Origin of the sequence: Xylanimonas protaetiae, from assembly GCF_004135385.1 — a bacterium.
In the GTDB taxonomy this organism is placed as follows: Bacteria; Actinomycetota; Actinomycetes; order Actinomycetales; family Cellulomonadaceae; genus Xylanimonas; species Xylanimonas protaetiae.
The window spans coordinates 596135-616748 of the sequence record NZ_CP035493.1 but is presented as its reverse complement, the minus strand read 5'-3'; the positions used below and the strand labels follow the sequence as shown (position 1 = coordinate 616748).

The window sequence follows — 20614 nt, the reverse complement described above, 5'->3', positions numbered from 1 at the left end:
CGGGCGCGCGCGTCAGGCGGGGCCGTCCGGCGGGGGAGAAGCCCACCCGGTGGCGTTGACGGGCAGGTGCAGCTCGTAGTCGACCTCGCCCACCCGTGTCGCCACGCGCACGTAGCGCGGCGAGCGCTCGTCGACGCCGTGGTCGCCCGCGACCGTCACCATGAGCGCAGGGGCGCCGTCCGTGTACGGCAGGAGCGCGAAGGACGGGTTGCCCACGCTGCCCTCGTCGAAGCGGGCGACGTAGCAGCCCTCCGGGACGTCGGCCGGGGCCCGGATGCCGAGCGCCTCGGGGCGTACGACGTACGAGACCACGGTCTCGCGCGCCGTCACGACGTCGTCCTGCGGTCCGGCCTCCTGCGGTCCGGTCGTCTCACGGTCCATGGCAGTGGCCTCCCTCGTCGGACCCGCTCCCCTGCCCTTCCATGGTCCGCAGCGGTGGGAGGACGTGTCCAAGCGGCATCTCCGATGGGCTGACAACCGTTGGCTATCAGCGTCACCCGAGCACGGTGATCCCCAGGTGCGCGGCCAGCGCCGGCGCCAGGTCCGCGAGCTGCTCCGGGCTGATCGCCGTCCCGGCGAGCGCGTCCAGGCCGCTCAGCTCCTCCAGCCCGGCGCCGCGCAGGTCGACGTGCCGCAGCGTGGCGCCCTGGACGTCGAGGCGCCGCACCCGCGTGCCCGCGAACGCGACGCGGGTGGCCGTCGCCTGGACCAGGTCGAGCTCGTCGACGATGCAGTCGGTGAACCGGACGTCGTCGAGCGTCGCGCCGCGCAGGTTGACATAGCCGAGCTTGCAGCCGACGACGTCGACGCCCCGCCACCGCGACTCGTACAGCTCGGCCGACCCGAGCCGCGCGGTGCGCAGGCTCACGCCGCGCCACGTGCTGCGCACGGCCCGCACGACGGGCACGTCGACGCCGTCGACGACCGTGTCGACGAGCGTCGCGCCCGTCAGGTCGAGCTCGCCCGCCCGCAGCCCGGCGAGGTGTGACTCGTGGACACCCGCCCGGGCGAGGTTGATCCGGTCCGCCACGACGTCGGCGAGCGCGACGCCCTCGAGGTCGGTGCCGGGGCAGAGGTCCGCCGGGTCCCCGGCGACGAGGTCCGTCAGGACGACCTCGTCGATCGCCGGGCGTTCGGGGAAGGGCTTGGTCCGCGCCATCTGGGCAGCGTAGCCACACCCGCCGACGCGGGCCGTTCCGGCGCTCTGCCGGGCGGGTCCGGCGCCGCCGGGCCGTCTCCTTCCTGCCCGCGTCCTCCACAACCTCCCTTTCGATGTCGTACTTCCTTGCGCTTCGGCGGCCGGAACGCAAGGAAGTACGACATCGAAAGGGAGGTGCCGTCGCCGCCCGGGCCGCCGCTACGCCGCCCGGGCCCCGTTCCCCGCCCGCGTCAGGTACAGGGCCTCCCGGTAGCCCGTCAGCCAGGGGAGGCGCGAGCGGCGGCGGTGGTGCTCCGTGTAGCCCAGCCGCGTGTAGAGGGCGCGGGCCCGCTCGTTGGTGTCCGTCACCTCGAGCACGAAGTCGTCGTATGGGAGCGCGTGGAGGTGGTCCATCAGCGTCGTCGCCACGCCCCGGCCGCGGGCCGCGGGGTCTGTCGCGACGCACTCCACGTAGCCCGTCGACGCCGGGTAGGGGAGCCGGTGGTGGAACGTCCGGCCCATGGCGAGGGAGGCGAACGTCCCGCGCACGACGCCGAGGTGGCGGCGCAGCGCCCGCGGGTCGAGCCGCAGGGCGCGCGTCGTCCCGTGGGAGCAGGCCGCCACGCCCACCACCGCGTCGCCGTCGAGCGCGACGAAGCAGACGTCGGCCACGAACGCCGGGGCGAGCGCGGCCGCCCACCGCTCGGTGTCGCGCGAGATCGTGGCAAGGTCCGTGGCGTAGGCGGCGGCGAAGACGCGCGCCACCTCGGCGCGACGGTCCGCGGGCAGCTCCGTCAGAGGGAGGACGACGACGTTCGGCATGCCTCGACTGTCCCCGCCGGGCCACGGCACGTCCAGCCGTCGCCTCGTCAGGTCGCGGCTCGTGGCGCACCGTCGGGACAGCCCCATCGGGTACGTGGGGACCACCGGGCCGTGCGGACCGCCGGGGGAGTCAGCGCAGCAGCGCCAGCACCCGTGGCGACGGGTCGACGCGCAGCTCGGTGCGCAGCCGGCGCCGGAACGAGTCGAACGTCCGGCGCGCCTCTACCACGGACCCCTCCGCGAGGTGGAGTGCGATGAGCAACGCCGCCGGCTCCTCGCGCAGCGGGTCGAGGTCGGCCGCGGCCTCGGCCGCGCTGATGGCCCAGGCGGTCTCGCCGAGCCGCTTGAGCTCGCGCGTCAGCCGTTCGAGCGCGTGCAGGCGCTGTCGCTGGAGCCGCCGCCGCTCGACGTCGACCCAGTCGTCGAACTCCCCGAGCAGCAGCTCCGGCCCGGTGATCGCGTGGAGCGCCTCCAGCGCCCGGCGCACGGTCAGGCGCACGGTCCCGGAGAGCACCGTCTCGCACTGGTGCCGGACCTCCCAGACGTCGACGTCGAGGCTCGGAGCGAGCCCGAGCGAACCCGGCCCGCCCACGACGAACCCGTCGGGCAGCACCTGCCGCAGGGTGCGCAGGGACTGCCGCAGCGACGCCCGGGCGCGGTCCTCGGGCGTCTCGGGCCAGAGCGTCCCGGCGATGTGGCCCCGTGGTCGGGAGCCCTGGAGCGCGAGCAGCGACACGAGCAGCCGCTCGCGTCGCAGCAGCGGGACGGGGGCGCCGTCGTGCAGGACGGCGGCGTCGCCGAGCAGGTTGAGCCGATATCCGACGACGGCCGGCGCGGCCTCGTCGACGGTCATGGTCATGGTCAGTTACCCCGAGTCGTCCATCGCTCCCTCGCGACGGGTCCCGTCGCGGAGGTCTCACCAGACAAGAGGGCGGAGGAGGCGATCCGTGACACCTCGGACATCAGCGACCGATCGTGACGCACCCCTACCCCGAACCCCGAGCTCGCTTCACGGTAGAGCCGCAGGCCCGGTCGCGGTCGCCCCGTCACGTGCGGATCACGCTCCGGTCACGGGGCCATGACGCCATCGTCACGCCGAGACGACGCCGGGGTCACGTCGCGCGGCCTACGTTCACCCCGTCCTTCACCTGAGAGGGGGTGACAACACATGAACGAGATCACGCTCCACGAGCTCGAGGGAGAGTCGACGGAGCTGCTCCCCGAGCGGGAGACGCTCTTCTTCAACCGGGCCAACTGGGCGGGTATCTACGCGTCCAACTCGTCTCTGGCGCTCAACGCTGCGTCGCTGTTCTCCACGGCGGCCAGCAGCGCTGTCCAGACCATCGTCGTCAGCCAGGGCTGACCGGACGATGCACCGGAACGCCCGGTGTCGTCGTGCCTTGCGTCCGTACGGCACGCCGGGAGCCTCCTTACCCCGAGGGCACGCGTGCCGTGCCCGCGGCCGGCGGCACCGGGCCTCCTGCAAGCCCATCGATCCGAGGAAGTGAGTCCCTGTGCACGACCTCATCACCGCACGCGAGCTGGCGGACCAGTCCGTCGAGCTCCTCCCGCCGCGCGAGACGCTGCTGTTCGCGCGACGCTTTTCTCCGGTCGTGATCAACGTCAGCCCGGTGGTCGCGGTCAACGTGGGCCTTGCCCTGAACGCCGCGACGATCGGGTCGACGGCGGCCAGCACGATCCTTCAGGGCCTGTCCCTCCACGGGTAACCGCCCGCACGTCCGTCCCGCCGCCGCCGGGCCGTATCTCCGGCGGCGGCGGGCCGGCCGGGAGCAACCATGAGCACCACCATCGGGGTAGACGAACATCGCTGGGCCCGTCCCGTCGGCACCACCCTGCTCGGGGAGGTCGCCGGGTCGGGCCTCAAGGCGCCCGCGTTCCTCGTGCGGCGCCCGGACGGCCAGGTCGTCCAGGTGTCCGCGCTGGTCAACACGGTCCTGGCCCGGCTCGACCCGCGGCGCACGCCCGCGCAGGTCGCCGACGCCGTCAGCGTGTCCTACGGGCGCACCCTCACCGTCGAGGGGCTCGACCTGCTCGTCTCGGTCAAGCTCGCACCCGTCGGCCTCGCCGACGACGCCGCGCACGACGCCGGTGCCGGTGCCCGCGGCCGGGCCCGCAAGGCGCCGACCGCCAACCCGCTGCTGAGCCTGACGATGCGCGGCACGCTCGTGCCCGCGGGCGTCGTGCGCCGCCTCGCGCGCGTGCTCGCCCCCACCTTCCGGCCCGTCGTCGTCGCGCTCGTGCTGGCCGCCTGGGTGGCCGTCGACGTCATGATCCTCGCGGACGCCCAGGTCATCGACGCCCTGGCCGTCGTGCTGCAGACCCCGGTCGTCATGGTCGGGATCTTCGCGCTGACGACCCTGTGCGCGCTGGTCCACGAGCTCGGCCACGCCGCCGCCTGCTCGTACGGCGGCGCGACGCCGGGGCGGATCGGCGTCGGTGTCTACCTCGTCGCGCCCGCGTTCTTCACCAACGTCACCGACTCCTACCGGCTCGGCCGGGGCGGGCGGCTGCGTACGGACCTCGGGGGCCTCTACTTCACGGTGTGGTGCCTGCTGGCCGTCGGGACCGCGCAGCTCGTCACCGACAGCCCCGTGCTGCTCGTCGTGCTCGTGCTCATGCACGTCGAGGCGTTCGAGCAGCTGCTGCCCGCGGTGCGCCTCGACGGCTACTTCGTGCTCACCGACCTGGCCGGGGTGCCCGACCTGTTCGCCCGCATCGGCCCCGTGCTGCGCAGCGTGGTGCCCGGCCGGCCCGTCGACCCGCGCGTCGCCGACATGCGCCCCGGCGCCCGGCGCGCCGTCACCGCCTGGGTGCTGTGCGTCGTGCCGCTGCTCGCGGCGGGCGTCGTCTGGCTGGTCCTCAACCTGCCCGCCCTGACGTCGACGGCCGTCGACGCCGTCACCCACCAGTGGTCGCTGCTGTCCGCCGCATGGTCCGCGCACGACGTCGCGGCCGTGCTCGTCGGGATCGTCTCGCTCGCCCTGCTGGCCGTGCCCGTGGCCGGCCTGGCGGCGCTCGCGGTCCGCACCCTGCAGTCGGGGGCGGCCCTCGGCCGCCGGCTGCTCACCGCCCGTCGACCGAGGAGGCAGATCATGGACTCGACCCTCACCCCCGGGACCGCCCCCGGGGCCCACGCCGCGCCCGCGGCGGGCCCCGGGGACGTGCCCGACCTGCCCGCGTCCGCGCAGGGCTTCGACCTGCTCGCGGCGCTGAGCCGGTCCGCGTCGGTGCTCCAGGCGCCGGCGCCGTGGGCACCCGCCGCGCCGGGGCTCAGTGCCGCCGCGCCAGGGCTCAACGCCGTCGCGGGCCTGGAGATCCCGCGGTACGTGCCGGAACCCGAGCCGGAGCTCGTGCGCGGGCCGGACCCCGCGCCCGCCGCCGGCAAGCCCGCTGCCGAGCCGCCCGCCGGGGAGGCCGCCGAGCCGCCCGCCGGGGAGGCCGCCGAGCCGCCCGCCGCCGACGTCTTCGACCCGACGCGCCTGTCGGGCCTCACCGCCGCCGAGCTCACCGACGAGACCGTCCTCGGCGCCCCGCGGCGCCTCGCCACGACGGGCTGGCGCAAGGCCGTCCGCACCGGCACCCACGGCGCCGTCGCCCTCGGCCCCGGGAGGTCCGAGGTCCGCCGCGACACCCTGCACGACCGCGTCCGCGCCCCCATCGACGGCACGCGCCGCGTCGTCGTCATGAGCCGCAAGGGCGGCGTCGGCAAGACGTCGGTCACCGTCGGGCTGGGCGCCACGTTCGCCACCCTGCGCGGCGACCGCGTCGTCGCCGTCGACGCCAACCCCGACGCCGGCAACCTCGCCAACCGCATCGCCGGCGACTGCGACCGCACCATCACCGACCTCATCCACGACGCCGGCGCCGTCGACTCGTTCGCGACGATGCGGCGCTACACCTCGCAGTGCCCCGAGTCGCGGCTCGAGGTCCTCGCGTCCGACGACGACGCCCGCATCACCCAGGCCCTCGACCGGGCCGCGTACCGCAAGGTGGTGGGCGTCCTCGACCACTTCTACAACCTCGTGCTGCTCGACACGGGCACCGGCATCCTCGACAGCGCCAACCAGGGCCTGCTCGCCGAGGCCGACGAGCTCGTCCTCGTGCTGCGGCCCGCCCTCGACGGCGCCCGCGCGGGCGCGCAGACCCTCGACTGGCTCGAGGAGCACGGGTACCCCGAGCTGGTCCGCACCGCCGTCGTCGTCCTCAACGGCGTGACCGAGGCGGCCGACCCGGCCGTCCACGTCATCCGCGACCACTTCGCGCAGCGGTGCGCCCACGTCGTCGTCGTCCCCTGGGACAAGACCCTCCAGGCGGGCGGGCACACCACGCTCGCCGCGCTGCAGCCGCGCACGCGCGAGGCGTTCATGGAGGTTGCGGCGGCGCTCGCGGACTCCTTCCACACGAGCCCGAGGGCCGTGCGGTGACCCGCGGCCGCCGCCGCGGGCGCACGACCCGTCCCGCGCCCGCACGCCGGGCGACGACCCGCACCACCCGTCCCACGACCTGGAGGACTGCCGCATGAACCTCACCCGCATCCCCGCCGCCCGTGCGGCCGCCGGCATCGTCGCCGGCGTCCTGCTGGTCGCGGGCGGCGTGTCGTCCCGCTCGCACTGGTCCACGAGCGCGTCCGACGTCGACCTCGTGACCGCCGCGCACGCCGACGTCGGCCGCACCGCCGTCGAGGACGCCCAGGCCCGCACCGTCGCTGTGGCCCGAGGCGGGCACGCGACGGCGACGGCGACGGCGTCGACGGTGTGCGACGGCTGCAGCGGCCGCGCTGCGACCGTCCAGGTGGCCTACGTGGCGCGCGGCGGCATCACCGCCGACAACGTCGCCGCCGCGTGGGCCACCGGCACGTCGGGCACCGCCACGTCGGCGTCCGTGCAGGTGGTGATCCAGCGGCCGGGCACCGACGTCGTCGCGACGAACCGGGCGCTCGCCGTCGGGACGGCGTGCAGCGCGTGCACCACGGACGCGACGGCGGTCCAGGTCGTGGTGCTCAGCCGCCGGGACCGCAAGGTCTCGGTCCAGGTGCAGGCGCTGCTCCAGCAGCTCGCCGACCTGCTGGGCACCCCGGTGCCGACCGGCCCCCGGCTGCGCGAGGCGGGGCACCACCACGGCGCCCGCCAGGCGTCGTACCCGCTCGGCGGCTCGGCGCCCGCGCTGGTGACGTCGGCGGCGCTGCTCGCGGCGGCCGACGCGACGAGCCCGGAGCAGCAGACCCTGGACGCGCTCGTCGCCCAGCTCCAGGCGGAGTTCGGCGCGGACGCGGTCACGGTGGACGTCGACACGTCGGCGGGCTGACCGCCGGGGCCGCTGCACGACGAAGCCCTCGCCGTTCCGGGGAGGACCGACGAGGGCTTGGCCGTGAACGGGTGGGCGGGTCAGCCCTTCACGGCTCCCGAGAGGCCGTTGACGATGTACTTCTGCATGGCGAGGAAGAAGATCAGCGCCGGGATGGCGGCGAGCGTCGTGAACGCCATGATCGAGGTCATCGACGAGGAGAACTGCGTCTGGAACATCTGCACGCCCAGCGGCAGGGTGTGGCGGTTGGAGCCCGCGCCGCCCGCGCCGAGGACGAACAGCGGCAGCATGAACGCGTTCCACGAGCCGACGAACGCGAGCACGCCCACCGTCACCATGCCGGGCCGCGCGAGCGGCAGCAGCATGCGGAAGAAGAACTTCACGCGGCCGGCGCCGTCGATCTCGGCGGCCTCCTCGATCTCGCGAGGGATGGCCTTGACGAACGGTGTCAGGATCACGACCGTCGTCGGGAGCGCGAACGCCACCTGCGGGATGATCACGCCCAGCGGGTTACCCACCAGGTTGAGCTCGCCCAGGATGACCCAGGTGGGCAGGATGCCGATCGTCGCCGGGAACATCAGGCCCGCGGCGAAGATCGCGAACAGCGCGCCGGTGCCGCGCATCGGGAAGCGGCCGATGGCGTAGGCCACGGACGTCCCCAGCACCACCACGAGGGCCGTGGTGCCGACGGCGATGATCGCCGACGTCATGACCTGGCCCCAGAAGCGGCTCGCGAACTGACCCCAGAGGATGTCCGCGTAGTTGCTCCAGTTCCACGGGTTCGGCAGGCCGGCCGGGTCGGTCAGGAACTGCGGGTTGGTCCGGGCGCCGCCCAGCACCACCCACAGCACCGGGCCGATGGCCACGGCGCACGTCACCAGGGCGACCAGGTAGACCCAGGGCTGGCTCCAGGACCAGACCTTCTTGTGCCGGAGCTCCTGCTTGGCGGCAGGCGCGGGGGCCGTGCCGACGGTCGTCGCAGCCATCTCAGGCCTCCTTTCCGACGTCGCGCTTGAGGATGAACCGCTGGTACACCAGGGCGACGATCAGCGTGATGACGAACAGCACGACGGCGATCGCCGAGCCGTAGCCGACGCGGTTGCGGTTCATGCCCATCTGCACCATGTAGGTGGCCATGGTGTCCATGCCGACGATGGTCGGGTTCTGACGGGTCAGGATCCAGATCATGTCGAACAGCTGGAACGAGCCGATGATCGACAGGAACGCCCAGATGCGCATGGTCGGGCCGAGCAGCGGCAGCGTGATCTTGCGCTGGATCTGCCACCAGCTGGCCCCGTCGATCGACGCCGCCTCGGTGAGCTCCTCAGGGATGCCCGAGAGGCCGGCGAGGAACAGGATGATCGCCAGGCCGATGTACTTCCAGGTCAGGACGAACATGGCGACCCAGAAGGTGATCGAACCCAGGCCGCCGTTGCCGATGTCGGCGAGCCACAGCGTGTCCGCGAGGCTGCCGAGGCCCAGACGCTCGAGCCAGACGGCCAGGGCGCCGTTGGGCAGCAGCATCATCGTGAACATGACACCCGTGATGACCTCGGACAGCACGTACGGCACGAAGATGAGCGTGCGCACGAGGCCGCGGGCCTTCATCGGACGGTTGAGCAGCAGCGCGACACCGATGGCGAGCGGGCCCTGCAGCACCAGCGACAGGATCGCGATCAGGAAGTTGTTGCGGACGGCGTCCCAGAAGAAGGGCATGCCGAAGGTGCGTCCGCCGGTGAAGATCTCGGCGAAGTTGTCGAACCCGACGAAGTTGCTGAAGGGCTGCACCCGGTTGCCGTCGAAGAACGCCATGACGACCGCGAAGGCTACCGGGACGAAGACGAAGGCCACGTAGACCAGCAGCGCGGGGGCCGTGAACCCGGCCACCTCGAACCACCGGACCTTGCGCCGCGTCTTGCGCGTGAGGGGGGACGAGCCCCTGGCGGTCACCGCCAGGGGCTCGTCGATCTCGACGTTGGTCGACATCGGAACGTCAGCCGAACAGCTCGGTCAGCGAGTCGACGACGTCCTGGGCCGAGCCCTGGCCGCTCATGAAGGCCACGATCGCGCCGTTGAAGGCGCCGTCGCCGAGGGCGGTGTCGAGCCACAGCTGGACGGACGAGGCGCTGGCGACGGCCGCCGCGGCGTCCGAGAGCGGGCCCTCGGGCATCGAGGCGGTGGCACCGGCGTCGACCGGGATGTTGCCCATGGCGGCGTAGCGCTTCTGGACGTCGGTCGAGACGATGAACGCGAGGAGCTCGGCGGCCTCGTCCGGGGCGTCGGCGTGGACGGAGAAGCCGTCGACGCCACCCATGATGGCGGCCGGGTCACCGGCGGCACCGGGGACCTGCGGGAACGGGAACCAGCGGAGGAACTTCGCGTGGTCCTGGGCGTCCTCGTCGAGGCCCTGGGCCTCGTTGTAGATGCCGCCCATGACGCCGTAGTCCCAGGTGCCCATGAGCTGCATGGCGGCCTGGCCCATCACGACCATGCCGGAGGCCGACGCGGCGCCCTCCTGGGCGACGGTCGCCTGCCAGCCCGGGTTGAAGGCGTTCTGGTCGAGGATCGTCTGGAGCAGGTCGGAGGCCTGGATCCAGCCCTCGTCCGTGAAGTCACCCTGGGTGATCGCGGCCTGCATGGCGTCCGGGGTCACCGAGCGCAGCGCGGTCCAGTACCACCAGTGGGCGGCCGGCCACTGGGCGCCGCCACCGACGGCCACCGGCACGATGCCGGCGTCCTTCAGGGTCTGCCAGCGGTCGAACAGGTCGTCGAGGGTCTCCGGGAAGTCGGCCTCGGTCAGGCCGGCCTGCTCCCAGAGGTTCATGTTGACCCAGAAGCCCGAGGGCAGGGTGGTGTAGGGCATGCCGTAGATGCCGTCACCGATGCGGAACGCCTCGGCGGCACCCTTGACGGCCTCGGGGAGGAAGGACGAGATGTCCTTGACCTGGCCGGCGTCGTGGTAGCGGGCGAGCTCGCCGCCGCCCCACGACTGGAAGACGTCCGGACCGGTGCCGCCGGCCATGGCGGTCGGCAGGACGGTGTCGCGAAGCTGCTCGTTCTGGAAGGCCTCGACGTTGACCGTGACGTGCGGGTTCGCAGCCTCGAAGTCGTCGGCGACCTCACGCCAGAAGGAGAGCAGGGGCTCGCCGGTGCCGTTGTGCCACCAGGTGAGCTCGACGGCGTCGCCCGCCGGCGCGGTCTCGGTGGGGTCCGGGGCAGCGCCCTCGTCGGCACCGCCGCCGCAGGCGGCAGCCACAAGGGCCACGGTCGTCGCCAGGGCGACGATGCCGCCGGCGCGAAGCTTGGTCTTCATGGGATTTCCAATCTGGATCGGAACGCAACCGCTCGTTCGGCCGCAGCCCCAATCTCGGTGAGCCCTGGAAGGTCACCGCACCGGAGTGCGTGAAAACACGCACTTCTGTCACTGGACCGTTGTCTGGTGGGCCGCGGGGCGCCATGCACCGGGGCGCCGGGCGCCACGGGCGCGTCGGCCCCTACGGGCCGCAAACGATTGCGAGAGATGCGGCACCGTCGTGCAGGTCCGCTGGTCTCGCTTTGGCAACGACCCTTGACACCTGGGCGGAAACGATTGCAGGATCGTCCAGGCCGGCAACGACGCAGGCCAGGCGGCTGCGGCCGCCGACGAACGGGAGTCGACGATGACGAGCGCTCACGCGGTGGCACGCCTGGCTGGGGTGTCCGTCTCGACCGTCTCGCGAGCGCTCACGTCCCCCGACCAGGTCGCCCCCGCCACGCGCGAGCGCGTGACCGCCGCGGCGGCGCAGCTCGACTACCGCCCCAACCCGACCGCCCGCAGCCTGCGCCTGGGTCGCACCGAGACCCTCGGCCTCGTGGTGCCCGACCTCGAGAACCCGTTCTTCACGTCGATCGTCAAGGCCGTCGAGGCGCGCGCCCGCTACGGCGGCTACTCGCTCATCGTGTCGGACTCCGAGGAGGAGCCCGAGAACGAGCCGGCGCTCGTGGCCACGATGCGCCAGCGCACCGACGGCATCGTGCTCGCGTCCCTGCGCAGCGACGACGACGTCGTGCGCGCCATGGTCGGCACCACCCCGGCCGTCATCGTCAACCGGTACGTCGAGGGCCTGCCCGCCGTCACGGCCGACGACGCCGACGGCGCCGCGCAGGTCTTCGCGCACCTGCGCGCGCTCGGCCACCGCCGCATCGCCGTGGCCGGCGGCCCGGAGAGCTCGCGCTCCGGCGTCGAGCGCCTGCGGGGGCTGCGGGCCGCCGCCGCGCGGCACGACGACGTCGAGCTCGTCGAGCTGGGGTCGTTCCCGCCCTACTACTCGGGCGGCGCCGCCGCCGCCGACCTCGCCGTCTCGATCGGCGCCACGGCCGTCGTCGCGCACAACGACGTCATGGCGGCCGGGATCATCGGCCGCGCGCGCGACCGCGGGATCCACGTCCCGGGCGACCTGTCCGTCGCCGGGTTCGACGACTCGTCCGTGGCGACCGTGCTGTCGCCCGCCCTCACGACGGTGCGCGTGCCGCGCACGCGGCTGGGCCGCCGCGCCGTCGACCTCCTGCTCGGGCAGCTCGACGGGCGCGAGCGCGCCGCGCCGCCCACCGGCCCCCAGATCCTTGCCGTCGACCTCGTCATCCGCGGGTCGTCGGCAGAGCCAGGGAGGCGTCCGGTGTCACCGGGCGCGGACTTCCCGGACAGCGAGTAGGTCAGCTAGTACGCCATGCCATCTGTCAGGACCCGGCACCGACGCCGGGAGGAAGTGCAGGTCAGCACCATGCGCATCATCCGTTCGCACCGCACGCGGCTCGCCGCCGCCGTCGGCGCGGTCAGCCTCGGGCTGACGCTCGCCGCGTGCGCCCCGCCGTCGTCCGGCAACGACGCCGCGCAGTCCCCGGCCGCCTCCGGCGGCTCCGACGTGCCGGACAAGCCGTCGGCCCCCGTCACGCTCAACATCCTCGACGTCGCCGGCAACCAGAAGCTCACCGGCGGCATGGTCGACGAGTTCGTCAAGAACCACCCGGACATCATCTCGTCCGTCACGTGGGAGACCGGCGGCGCCCCCGACGTCACGGGCGTCGTCAAGCCGCAGGTCGACTCCGGCAACCTCCAGGTGGACCTCGTCCTCACGGGCAACGACGGCCTCTCGGCCGGCATCGAGCAGAACCTGTGGATCCCGATCGTCGACGAGTTCGGCGACCGCCTGTCCAACATGAAGAACTACATCGACCCGGCCCAGAAGATGCAGGACCTCGCGGGCAGCGACGGCGTCGTCGTCACGTACTACCCGTCGGGCCCGCTCCTCCAGTACAACCCGGACGTCGTCAAGGACGTCCCGTCGACGCCGCAGGAGCTGCTGGACTGGGCCAAGGCCAACCCCGGCAAGTTCGGCTACGCGCGCCCGGCGAACTCGGGCCCGGGCCGCACGTTCCTCATGGGCCTGCCCTACATGCTGGGCGACAAGGACCCGAAGGACCCGGAGAACGGCTGGGACAAGACCTGGGCGTACCTCAAGGAGCTGGGCCAGTACGTCGACAACTACCCGACGGGCACCGGCCAGGTCATCACGAACATGGCTGACGGCACCTGGGCCATGATCCCCACCACCACCGGGTGGGACATGAACCCGCGCATCACCGGCACCGAGCCGAACACGATCCAGGCGGCCCACTTCGACGACTTCACGTGGGTCACCGACGCGCACTACGCGGCCATCCCCAAGGGCCAGTCGGCCGACAAGATCTCCGCGATCCTGCTGCTCCTGCAGGACATCCTCACGCCGGAGCAGAACGCCAAGGCGTATGACCAGGGCTACTTCTACCCGGGCCCGGCCATCGAGGGCGCGACGCTCGACAAGGCGCCGAAGGAGACCCGGGACGCGATCAAGCAGTACCAGCGCGACTGGTTCGACGACCTCATCGAGGAGATGCCGAAGGAGACCCCGCTGGCCCCGGCCGAGCTGGTCAAGGCCTTCGACATCTGGGACCGCGAGGTCGGCGCCGGCAAGTACGAGGCCAAGTAGCACGACGTCCCTGGGACGGGTGCCCGCGCGCCGCGCGGGCACCCGGACCGCAGACCTGAGGAGGTCTCAGCGATGGCGATCAGCGCCACCACCTTCGAGTCGCTCGAGCTGCGCGGAGTCGGTCGCAGCTTCGGCGAGCAGAACGCCCTGTCGGGGCTCGACCTGACGGTCAGGGCCGGCGAGTTCATCGCCCTGCTCGGGCCGTCCGGCTGCGGCAAGTCCACCGCGCTCAACTGCCTGGCGGGCCTGCTGCCCCTGACGCACGGGCAGATCCTGCTCGACGGCAGGCGCATCGACACCCTGCCGTCCGAGAAGCGCGGCTTCGGCATGGTGTTCCAGAACTACGCGCTCTTCCCGCACCTGACGGTGGAGAAGAACATCGCGTTCGGCCTGCAGATGCGCGGCGTCCCGCGCCCGCAGATCGCCGCCCGGGTCAAGGAGGCGATCGCGCTGGTCAAGCTCGAGCAGCACGCCAAGAAGCTGCCCGGCCAGCTCTCCGGCGGCCAGCAGCAGCGCGTGGCGATCGCCCGCGCCGTCGTGCTCGAGCCGTCGCTCGTGCTCATGGACGAGCCGCTGTCGAACCTCGACGCCAAGCTGCGCCTCGACATGCGCACCGAGATCCGCCGCCTGCACCAGTCGCTGGGCCTGACCACGATCTACGTCACCCACGACCAGGAGGAGGCGCTCTCGCTCGCCGACCGCCTCGTCGTCCTGCGCGAGGGCCAGGTGCAGCAGATCGGCACGCCCGACGACCTGTACGACCACCCGCGCAACTGGCACGTCGCCGACTTCATGGGCTACCGCAACCTGCTCCCGGGCACGGTCGCGTCGGTCTCCGGCGGGGTCGCCCGCGTCGACCTCGGCGGGTTCACGCTCACGGGCGTGCCCGTCGGCTCGCTCACGGCCGGCGCCGCCGTCCGCGTCGCCGTGCGTCCCGACGACCTCGTCGTCGCCGTCGACGGCCAGCTCCGCGACGGCAACGACGTCGAGGCCACCGTCGCGACCGTCGAGTACCACGGGCGCGAGTTCGCCGTCTCGGCCACCACGGCGGGCGGCCGCACCGTGCACGTGCGCTCCGCCGTCGCGCCCGAGGTCGGCGACCGCGTGGCGCTCACCGCCCGCGCCCAGCGCGTGCTCGTCTTCCCGGAGGAGCTCACGAACGCCTCCGACGACGCCGCGTCGTCGTCGCAGGCGAGCCGCGAAGAGGTGCCGGCATGACGACGACGACGGCGGGGCGCGCGAGGTCGACCGCGAGCCTGCGCCACCGCCTCGCCGAGCGGGGCATCGACCCGCTGCTGCTGCTCGTCCTGCCCGCGCTGCTGTTCACGCTCGCGCTGTTCGTCTACCCGTTCGCCTACGGCATCGGCCTGACCTTCCAGCCGACGGCCGCGACGCAGGCGCAGTGGGGCGGCGGGGTGCTCGCGAACTACGTCGCGTTCTTCGGCGACCCGTTCGTGCGCGACTCCATCTGGATCACGATGCGGCTCGCCGTCCCCGCGGCGCTGCTCAACGTGGTGCTCTCGGTGCCGGTCGCGATGGTGCTGCGCCGCAAGTTCCGCGGCAAGCGCCTCATGTCGTCGCTGCTCGTGCTGCCCATCACGCTCGGCACGGTGCTCACCGCGCAGGGCCTGCTGATCTTCGCCGGGCGCCAGGGCTGGATCAACCGGTTCTTCCTGACGATCGGGCTGATCGACGAGCCGCTCAAGCTCGTCAACAACTACCTCGGCGTGATGTTCTCCCTGATCATCACCGGGTTCCCGTTCGCGTTCCTGCTGGTCAGCTCGTACCTGTCGGGCATCGACCCGTCGCTCGAGTCGGCCGCCCGGACGCTGGGTGCCGGGTGGTGGCAGCGGTTCCGCAAGATCGTGCTGCCCCTGCTCGCCCCGGGCCTCGCGACGACGTTCATCCTCACCTTCGTGCTCGCGTTCTCGGTGTTCCCGTCCGCGCGGCTCGTCGGTGACCCGGGCGGCGAGACGCGCGTCATGGCGCTCATGGCCTACCGCTCCTTCGGCGAGCAGCTCGACTACCCGATGGCCTCGACCATCGCGCTCGTCATGGGCCTCGTCGAGCTGGTCGTGGTCGCGATCGTGTTCGCGTGGCGCTCGCTGCTGTACAAGGGCTCGACTGGAGGCAAGGGCTGATGGCCACCACCACCGTTGCAGGGCGCCGCAAGGCGCAGACCCTGCCCGGCGAGCGGTCGCTCGTCGCGTCCCCCTCGACGTGGTTCGTCTGGGCCGGCATGGCCGTGTTCCTGGTGTTCCTCGCCGGCATCATCGTCGCCGTCGTCGTCGACTCGTTCGGCAAGCAGTGGTTCGAGGGCTGGCTGCCCGCCGCGTGGTCGACCTCCTGGTACTCGAGCGCCTGGGAGCGGTTCGAGCTCGGCGAGGTCATCGGCGTGACGGTCGGCGTGGCCCTCGCCGTCGTCGTCATCTCGGTGCTCGTGGGCGTGCCCGCGTCGTACCTGCTGGCGCGGCGGAGCTTCCCGGGCAAGAAGGCCGTCACGGCCCTCTTCCTGCTGCCGATCCTCATGCCGCCCATCACGTACGGCATCCCGCTCGCGACGGTCATGTACGCGTTCGGGCTGGGGCGCACGGTCGTCGCCGTGATCCTGGTGAACCTCGTTCCGTCCATCCCGTTCGTGATCCTGACGATGACGCCGTTCATCGAGCAGATCAACCCGTCGATCGAGTCGGCCGCGCGCATGTGCGGGGCCTCGATCCGGCAGGTGTTCACGCGCGTGCTCGCGCCCCTGCTGGTGCCCGGCATCCTCGCGGCGGGCATCCTCGTGCTCGTCCGCACGGTCGGCATGTTCGAGCTGACGTTCCTCGTCTCCGGGCCGGGGTCGGACACGCTCGTGGTGTCGATCTACCGGGCGATGACGTCGGCGGGCGGCGGCGAGGCGCGCCAGCTCATCTCCGCCATGGCCGTGATGTACACGGTCACCATGCTCGTCATCCTCGTCGTCGCGCTGCGGTTCGTGAACCCGACCCAGCTCGTAGCCCGCGTCAAGGACGCCCGCGAGGACTGACCGCAGCCCGGCAGTTCGTCGTCGACCCGTGCGCCCGGGCGCACGGGTCGACGACGAACTGCCGGACAGAGGTGCCACGCCTACTGTGGAGCCGTGAGCAGGCTCGATGACGTGATGCGCGCCGTGGTGGACGAGGTCGACGGCGCGCTCGGCTGTGCCGTGGCTGACCTGCGGACGGGCGAGCTGCTGGGCGTCGCGCACGACATCGCCTACTTCAACCAGACCTACCTCGAGGCCGTCGCCGCGGCGTCGGTGCAGATGTTCCGCGGGGCGACCGTCACCCACGTCGAGGACCTCATCTCGGCGCGGCGCGGCGTGCCGTCGGAGCACCTCATCGAGGAGGTGCAGATGACCACGCGCCGCACCGTCCACTTCATGATGATCCTGCCCAACCACCCCGAGGCCCTCGTCGTACTCATCGCGGACCGGCGCACGAACGTCGGCATGGGGTGGGCGGCCACGCGGCGCTCCGTGCTCGCGGTGGAGCCGATCCTCGACGCTGCGGCCGCCGGCGCCGGGGCCTGAGGGGCCACCCGGTGACCACGGGGCAGCAGCACGCCGACGCCCTCGCCGCCGCGCCCGCCGACGGCCGGTACGACCGCGTGGTGCGCCTCGCCCAGGCGATCTTCGGCGCGCCGATCGCGGCGCTCAACCTGCTCGGCGAGCACGAGCAGCACACCGTCGCGGCGGTGGGCACGCCGCGCGCGAGCTCGCCGGTCTCGGAGTCGATCTGCCGGTTCACGATCGAGCAGGACGACGTCGTCGAGATCGCGGACCTGCGCGCCGACGAGCGCTTCCGGCAGTACCCGATCGTGGCCGGGCCGCCGCGCGTGCGCTTCTACGCGGGGGTGCCGCTGCACGCCGCGAGCGGGGCCAAGGTGGGCGTGCTGTGCATCCTCGACCTGGTGCCGCGCGACCTCGGCCCGACCCAGCGCGAGATGCTCGCCGACCTGGGCGCGATGCTCGAGCGCGAGCTGTCGGTCCAGGAGGAGATGGCGCGGGCCGGCGAGGTGCAGCGGCTGCTCCTGCCGAGCGAGCCGCCCGCCCTGGAGGGCCTCGAGGTCGCCGGGCGCGTGCTCCAGGCGCGCGAGGCCGGCGGGGACTTCTTCGACTGGCAGGTCCAGCCCGGGGAGGGCGGCGACGAGCTGCGCCTCCTGCTCGCCGACGTCATGGGCAAGGGCCTCGCCGCCTCGCTCATCGCCTCCGAGGTGCGCGCGGTGCTGCGCACGCACGCGCGCTACGTCGGCGTCGCGGAGGCCGTGCGGCGCTCCGCCGAGACGACCGCGCGCGACCTCGACAGCAACGGCCGCTTCGTGACGCTGTGGGCGGGCCGCGTCGACCCCCGCACGGGGGACGTCGAGTACGTCGACGCCGGCCACGGGCTCGGCGTCATCGCGTCCCCCCGTGGCGTCCGCCGGCTCACGCAGGACCAGCTGCCGCTCGGCATGCCCGTGGACACGACGTGGACGTCGGCGCACGACGTGCTCGCGGAGGACGAGCTGCTCGTCGTCGTCAGCGACGGCGTGTTCGACGTCTTCGGCAGCGTGGAGGCCGCGCTCGACGGCGTCGAGCGGCTGCTGGAGCCGCCCATGAGCTGCGCCGACGTGGTCGACCGGATCGTCGCGTACGCGGCGGCGCGCGGCACGTCCGACGACGTCACCGCCGTCGTCGTCCGACGCACGGGGAGCGCGCCCGGCGCCGGGGCCACCCGGCAGGAGGAGGAGCAGGTCTGATGGACTTCCAGGAGCTGGACGAGGACGGGTTCGTCGCGATCGTGCCGCGCGGCAGGCTCGACCTCATCACGGCGCCGCCCGTCAAGGCGCGCATCGACGACCTGGTGCGCGAGGGCCGGTCGCGCATCGTGGTGGACCTCGGCGAGGTGGACTCCGTGGACTCCTCGGGGCTCGGCGCGCTCGTCGGCGGCCTCAAGTCGGCCCGGCAGGCCGGCGGGGACCTGCGGATCGCCCAGGCCGGGCCGCAGGTGCTCGCCGTCCTGAAGCTCACGAACCTCGACCGGATCCTCGCGCCGTACGACACCGTCGAGGAGGCCGGCCGTGAGTGGTGAGTCGCGGTACGTGCTCGAGGGGTTCGCGGTGCCGGCCCAGCTCGAGAAGGTCCACCGGCTGCTCGAGCGCGCCGGCGCCGACCACCCCGACGTGGACCCGACCGACCTCATGCTGTTCGAGACGGCCGTCATCGAGATCGCCAACAACGTCGTCGAGCACGGACGACCCGCGGGCGAGGTGCGGTGGCGCCTCACGCTCAAGGTCAGCGACGCGCAGATCGAGGCGGAGCTGGACGACACCGGCCAGGAGTTCACGCCCGGCCTGGACGCCGTGATGCCGGGGGAGGACGCTGAGTCGGGGCGCGGGCTCGCGCTGGCCGGGGCGGTGCTCGACATGATCGAGCTCGAGCGGGCCGGCGGCGAGAACCACTGGCGGATGGTCCGCCGGCTGGCGCCGCCGCCCGGACGCTGACGGCGCGACGCCGGCTACGCGGCAGGCCGCCGGGTCACGGCGCTCGCCCACACCCACACGAAGCCCTCGCGGCCGTGCGGGTCGTCGTAGCGCACCTCGACCTGCCGGTCCGTCCACGCGACGGCGAGCCCGTCGGCCTCGAACGTGCCCGTCTGCCGCTGGGTGACCCAGACGCGGACGGGCAGCGGCGTCTCAGGGCGCGTCACCCGCGCGGCGTCGCGCTGCTGCCGAGGCGCCTGCTCCGGCGCGTCCCGTCCCGGCACCCTGTCCATGCCACCCAGGATAGAACAGATGTTCGAACACGTCTGTGTCTATCGACACGGGGCGCCAGGGTCCCGCTCGGTACACGCCGGGCGCCGGAGTACGCGAGGATGGTCGCGTGGAAGAGATCACGGTCCTCGTCCTGGTCGTCGGCACCGCCCTCGTCTTCGACTTCACGAACGGGTTCCACGACACGGGGAACGCGATGGCCACGTCGATCGCCACGGGGGCGCTGCCGCCGCGCGTGGCCGTCGGCCTGTCGGCGGTGCTCAACCTCGTCGGCGCGTTCCTGTCGATCGAGGTCGCCAAGACCGTGGGCGGCGACGTCGTCGACCTCTCCCACGCGCAGGGCGAAGACCTCATGCTCATCGTCTTCGCCGGGCTGGTGGGCGGCATCCTGTGGAACCTGTTCACCTGGTTGCTGGGGCTCCCGTCGTCGTCGTCGCACGCGCTGTTCGGCGGGCTCATCGGGGCCGCGTTCGTCTGGGGCCTGGTCAACGGCGAGAGCGGCGTGAAGTGGGCCGGCGTCATCGGCAAGGTCATGATCCCCGCGCTGCTCTCGCCCGTGATCGCGGCCCTGGTGGCCGCCGTCGGGACGCGGCTGATCTACCGGCTCACCGCCCGCGTGCCACGGCACACCGAGGACCGTGGGTTCCGCTGGGGCCAGATCGGCTCCGCGTCGCTGGTCTCCCTGGCGCACGGCACCAACGACGCGCAGAAGACCATGGGCGTGATCTTCCTCGCGCTCGTCGCGCACGAGGCGCTCACGCCCGACGACTCGATCCCGTTCTGGGTCAAGGCGGCGTGCGCGTTCGCGATCGCGCTCGGCACCTACCTGGGCGGCTGGCGCGTCATCCGCACGCTCGGCAAGGGCCTCGTCGAGATCGCGCCGCCGCAGGGCATGGCCGCCGAGGCGTCGTCGGCCGCGATCATCCTGACCTCGAGCCACCTGGGCCTGCCGCTGTCGACCACGCACGTGGCCACCGGATCGATCCTCGGCACGGGCCTGGGCCGCAAGGGCGCCGAGGTGCGCTGGAGCGTCGCCGGCCGCATGGCCGTCGCCTGGCTCATCACGCTGCCGTCGGCCGGCCTGGTCGGCGCCGCGTGCTGGGCCGTCGAGACCGCGCTCGGCGGCGTCTGGGGCGTGGTCCTCGTCTTCGTCCTCCTGGTCGTGCTGTCCGGGTGGATGTACCTGCACTCGCGCAAGACGGCAGTCTCGGCGCACAACGTCAACGACGAGTGGGCGCCCGACGCGGCGACCACCCGCTGAACGGAGGGCCCCATGGACATCGACTTCCGTGCGATCGGCACGTCGATCCTGCAGGTGCTCGTCGTCGGGCTGCTGCTCGGCGCGGGCCTGCCCGCGCTCTTCGCGCTCGGCATGCGCTCGCTCGCGAACGTGCCGCCCGGCCACCCGTTCGACCCCGAGTCCGACGAGCGCCCGCCGACGACGACGGCCGGGCGCGTGGGCGCGGTCGTGTGCTTCGGGCTGTGCGTCCTGGTGGCGGCCTTCGGGGTCGTCGTCATCGTGTTCGGCAAGCAGATGTTCGGGAAGTGA

23 protein-coding genes are annotated in these 20614 nt (G+C 72.8%); 15 read left to right on the top strand and 8 right to left on the bottom strand.

The window, feature by feature from the left end; genetic code table 11:
- Positions 1 to 12: 12 nt before the first annotated feature.
- The 4 genes from ET471_RS02685 to ET471_RS02670 form a co-directional block, all read right to left on the bottom strand.
- Positions 13 to 381, bottom strand: a complete 369-nt coding sequence (locus ET471_RS02685; protein ID WP_129186486.1) for a hypothetical protein — start codon at positions 379 to 381, stop codon at positions 13 to 15.
- Between the two features lie 112 nt (positions 382 to 493).
- Positions 494 to 1159: a pentapeptide repeat-containing protein gene (locus ET471_RS02680; protein WP_129186485.1), complete on the bottom strand. Its 666-nt coding sequence runs from the start codon at positions 1157 to 1159 to the stop codon at positions 494 to 496.
- A 198-nt stretch (positions 1160 to 1357) separates the two neighbouring features.
- Positions 1358 to 1960: a GNAT family N-acetyltransferase gene (locus tag ET471_RS02675; protein ID WP_165350382.1), complete on the bottom strand. Its 603-nt coding sequence runs from the start codon at positions 1958 to 1960 to the stop codon at positions 1358 to 1360.
- A gap of 130 nt (positions 1961 to 2090) precedes the next feature.
- Positions 2091 to 2813, bottom strand: a complete 723-nt coding sequence (locus ET471_RS02670) for an AfsR/SARP family transcriptional regulator (RefSeq protein WP_165350381.1) — start codon at positions 2811 to 2813, stop codon at positions 2091 to 2093.
- Positions 2814 to 3128: 315 nt separating this feature from the next.
- On the opposite strand from ET471_RS02670, the gene ET471_RS02665 reads away from it, so the two are divergent.
- The 4 genes from ET471_RS02665 (at position 3129) to ET471_RS02650 (ending at position 7285) form a co-directional block, all read left to right on the top strand.
- Positions 3129 to 3323, top strand: a complete 195-nt coding sequence (locus ET471_RS02665; RefSeq protein WP_129186482.1) for a hypothetical protein — start codon at positions 3129 to 3131, stop codon at positions 3321 to 3323.
- A 151-nt stretch (positions 3324 to 3474) separates the two neighbouring features.
- Positions 3475 to 3687 carry a hypothetical protein gene (locus tag ET471_RS02660; RefSeq protein ID WP_129186481.1) on the top strand — a complete coding sequence of 71 codons (213 nt, stop codon included), beginning with the start codon at positions 3475 to 3477 and terminating at the stop codon, positions 3685 to 3687.
- Between the two features lie 69 nt (positions 3688 to 3756).
- Positions 3757 to 6405, top strand: coding sequence for a MinD/ParA family ATP-binding protein (locus ET471_RS18740; protein ID WP_129186480.1), 2649 nt, complete (start codon positions 3757 to 3759; stop codon positions 6403 to 6405).
- A gap of 94 nt (positions 6406 to 6499) precedes the next feature.
- On the top strand, positions 6500 to 7285 hold the full coding sequence (locus ET471_RS02650) for a hypothetical protein (protein ID WP_129186479.1): 786 nt from the start codon (positions 6500 to 6502) through the stop codon (positions 7283 to 7285).
- Between the two features lie 80 nt (positions 7286 to 7365).
- Here ET471_RS02650 and ET471_RS02645 read toward each other — a convergent pair whose 3' ends face one another.
- The 3 genes from ET471_RS02645 to ET471_RS02635 are packed head-to-tail and all read right to left on the bottom strand — an operon-like array spanning position 7366 to position 10598.
- Positions 7366 to 8271 (bottom strand): carbohydrate ABC transporter permease, encoded by a 906-nt coding sequence (locus ET471_RS02645; RefSeq protein ID WP_129186478.1) that lies wholly within the window; start codon positions 8269 to 8271, stop codon positions 7366 to 7368.
- Between the two features lies 1 nt (position 8272).
- Entirely contained in the window at positions 8273 to 9271 is a 999-nt protein-coding gene (locus tag ET471_RS02640) for a carbohydrate ABC transporter permease (RefSeq protein ID WP_129186477.1), read from the bottom strand.
- A 7-nt stretch (positions 9272 to 9278) separates the two neighbouring features.
- The gene (locus ET471_RS02635; protein ID WP_129186476.1) at positions 9279 to 10598 is read right to left on the bottom strand and encodes an ABC transporter substrate-binding protein; all 1320 of its coding nucleotides are present in this window, start codon (positions 10596 to 10598) and stop codon (positions 9279 to 9281) included.
- Between the two features lie 346 nt (positions 10599 to 10944).
- Here ET471_RS02635 and ET471_RS02630 point away from each other — a divergent pair, with 346 nt between their 5' ends.
- From ET471_RS02630 to ET471_RS02590, 9 genes are all read left to right on the top strand, one after another.
- Positions 10945 to 11976 carry a LacI family DNA-binding transcriptional regulator gene (locus tag ET471_RS02630; RefSeq protein ID WP_129186475.1) on the top strand — a complete coding sequence of 344 codons (1032 nt, stop codon included), beginning with the start codon at positions 10945 to 10947 and terminating at the stop codon, positions 11974 to 11976.
- Positions 11977 to 12045: 69 nt separating this feature from the next.
- Positions 12046 to 13290 carry an extracellular solute-binding protein gene (locus tag ET471_RS02625; protein WP_129186474.1) on the top strand — a complete coding sequence of 415 codons (1245 nt, stop codon included), beginning with the start codon at positions 12046 to 12048 and terminating at the stop codon, positions 13288 to 13290.
- A 72-nt stretch (positions 13291 to 13362) separates the two neighbouring features.
- Positions 13363 to 14508 carry an ABC transporter ATP-binding protein gene (locus ET471_RS02620; protein ID WP_129186473.1) on the top strand — a complete coding sequence of 382 codons (1146 nt, stop codon included), beginning with the start codon at positions 13363 to 13365 and terminating at the stop codon, positions 14506 to 14508.
- A complete protein-coding gene (locus ET471_RS02615) occupies positions 14505 to 15431 on the top strand; it encodes an ABC transporter permease (RefSeq protein ID WP_129186472.1) in 927 nt (308 codons plus the stop codon). Before ET471_RS02620 ends, ET471_RS02615 begins: the two co-directional genes overlap by 4 nt.
- Positions 15431 to 16318, top strand: coding sequence for an ABC transporter permease (locus tag ET471_RS02610; RefSeq protein ID WP_129186471.1), 888 nt, complete (start codon positions 15431 to 15433; stop codon positions 16316 to 16318). Before ET471_RS02615 ends, ET471_RS02610 begins: the two co-directional genes overlap by 1 nt.
- Before the next feature lie 93 nt (positions 16319 to 16411).
- Complete coding sequence (locus ET471_RS02605; protein ID WP_129186470.1) at positions 16412 to 16843, top strand: hypothetical protein; 432 nt, start codon at positions 16412 to 16414, stop codon at positions 16841 to 16843.
- A gap of 11 nt (positions 16844 to 16854) precedes the next feature.
- Entirely contained in the window at positions 16855 to 18051 is a 1197-nt protein-coding gene (locus tag ET471_RS02600; protein WP_165350380.1) for a PP2C family protein-serine/threonine phosphatase, read from the top strand.
- A complete protein-coding gene (locus ET471_RS02595; RefSeq protein WP_129186468.1) occupies positions 18051 to 18383 on the top strand; it encodes an STAS domain-containing protein in 333 nt (110 codons plus the stop codon). Before ET471_RS02600 ends, ET471_RS02595 begins: the two co-directional genes overlap by 1 nt.
- Positions 18373 to 18795 (top strand): ATP-binding protein, encoded by a 423-nt coding sequence (locus ET471_RS02590; protein ID WP_129186467.1) that lies wholly within the window; start codon positions 18373 to 18375, stop codon positions 18793 to 18795. Before ET471_RS02595 ends, ET471_RS02590 begins: the two co-directional genes overlap by 11 nt.
- Before the next feature lie 14 nt (positions 18796 to 18809).
- Here ET471_RS02590 and ET471_RS02585 read toward each other — a convergent pair whose 3' ends face one another.
- Positions 18810 to 19067: a hypothetical protein gene (locus tag ET471_RS02585; protein WP_129186466.1), complete on the bottom strand. Its 258-nt coding sequence runs from the start codon at positions 19065 to 19067 to the stop codon at positions 18810 to 18812.
- A gap of 107 nt (positions 19068 to 19174) precedes the next feature.
- Here ET471_RS02585 and ET471_RS02580 point away from each other — a divergent pair, with 107 nt between their 5' ends.
- Together ET471_RS02580 and ET471_RS02575 are read left to right on the top strand one after the other, a co-directional pair.
- Positions 19175 to 20326 carry an inorganic phosphate transporter gene (locus tag ET471_RS02580; RefSeq protein WP_207207317.1) on the top strand — a complete coding sequence of 384 codons (1152 nt, stop codon included), beginning with the start codon at positions 19175 to 19177 and terminating at the stop codon, positions 20324 to 20326.
- Between the two features lie 12 nt (positions 20327 to 20338).
- Entirely contained in the window at positions 20339 to 20614 is a 276-nt protein-coding gene (locus ET471_RS02575; RefSeq protein ID WP_129186465.1) for a hypothetical protein, read from the top strand.